Annotated in this window: 1 protein-coding gene; it reads left to right on the forward strand. The window is 57.7% G+C overall.

The annotated features are described in order from the left end of the window. Positions 1-33: 33 nt before the first annotated feature. On the forward strand, positions 34-1115 hold a 1082-nt coding region (locus tag ACR0P8_RS10035), incomplete at its 3' end, for a DUF4422 domain-containing protein (RefSeq protein ID WP_432624896.1).

A 1115-nucleotide genomic window follows, 5' to 3' on the forward strand; every position in this document is an offset into this window, starting at 1 on the left:
AACCCATCGCAGCCATCACGTATCAAGATCTTCATTTCGGCCCATGAGCCGGCCGTCTTCCCCGGTTGCGCCAGCATCCTGCCGATTCAGGTCGGAGCCGCGCAAGCGGAGTCAGCGGGCAAACCTCTGTTCGAGAACACGTTGCATGACAATACCGGCGACAACATCTCCAGCAAGAATCCCATGTACTGCGAGCTCACCGCACAGTACTGGGCATGGAAGAACGCCGACGCCGATTACTACGGATTCTGCCATTATCGCCGCTACTTCGATTTCACCAATACCGAGCATGAACAGAACAGCTACGGCGAGATCATAGACACCATCATCAATCCCAAATCCATCGCCGAATACGGCCTTGACGACGGAACCATCGCGCAGGCGGTGGAAGGCTGGGACGTCATCACCACGCCATTGAACAATGTGCGCGAATTCGATGGGTTCACCAATCTCAAAGATCATTGGAACGCGGATCCGCACCTGCGGATCAAGGATCTGCGCCACATGTACGACGTGCTGTGCGCAATGCACCCCGAGTACCGCGAGGATGCCGACGCCGTGCTCAACGGCACTCGCGCGGCCTTTTGCAACATGTTCATCATGAAGAAGGCGATCTTCCAGGAATACTGCGCCTGGCTGTTCCCCATCCTTGACGAATTCACCGCCCATTGGGACCATTCCGCCGCCGACGTGCAGACGCTGCGCACTCCCGGCCATCTTTCCGAACGCCTGCTCAACATCTTCCTTGTGCACAAGCAGCGCACCGGCGCGAACTGGAAGATCAAGCGCCTGCAGTGCGTGCACTTCACCAACCCGGAACCGTTCACGCCGCTGGAACCGTTGAACTCGAACCCGCGTTTCACTGTGCCGGTGCTGTTCGCGGCGGACGACAACTATGTGCCGATGCTGACCACCACCATCTATTCGATGCTGAGGAACGCCTCGCCCGAACGGCATTACGACGTGATCGTGCTTGAACGGAACATCTCGGCGGAGAACAAGCAGAACATCACCGATTTCCTTGCTCAATTCGGCAACGCGACCGTGCGCTTCTACGACGTGAGCCGCGCCATCGACGGCTTCAACCTCACCACCAACAACGCGCATATCAGCAT

Source organism: Bifidobacterium sp. (assembly GCF_050874245.1).
Taxonomy (GTDB): domain Bacteria; phylum Actinomycetota; class Actinomycetes; order Actinomycetales; family Bifidobacteriaceae; genus Bifidobacterium.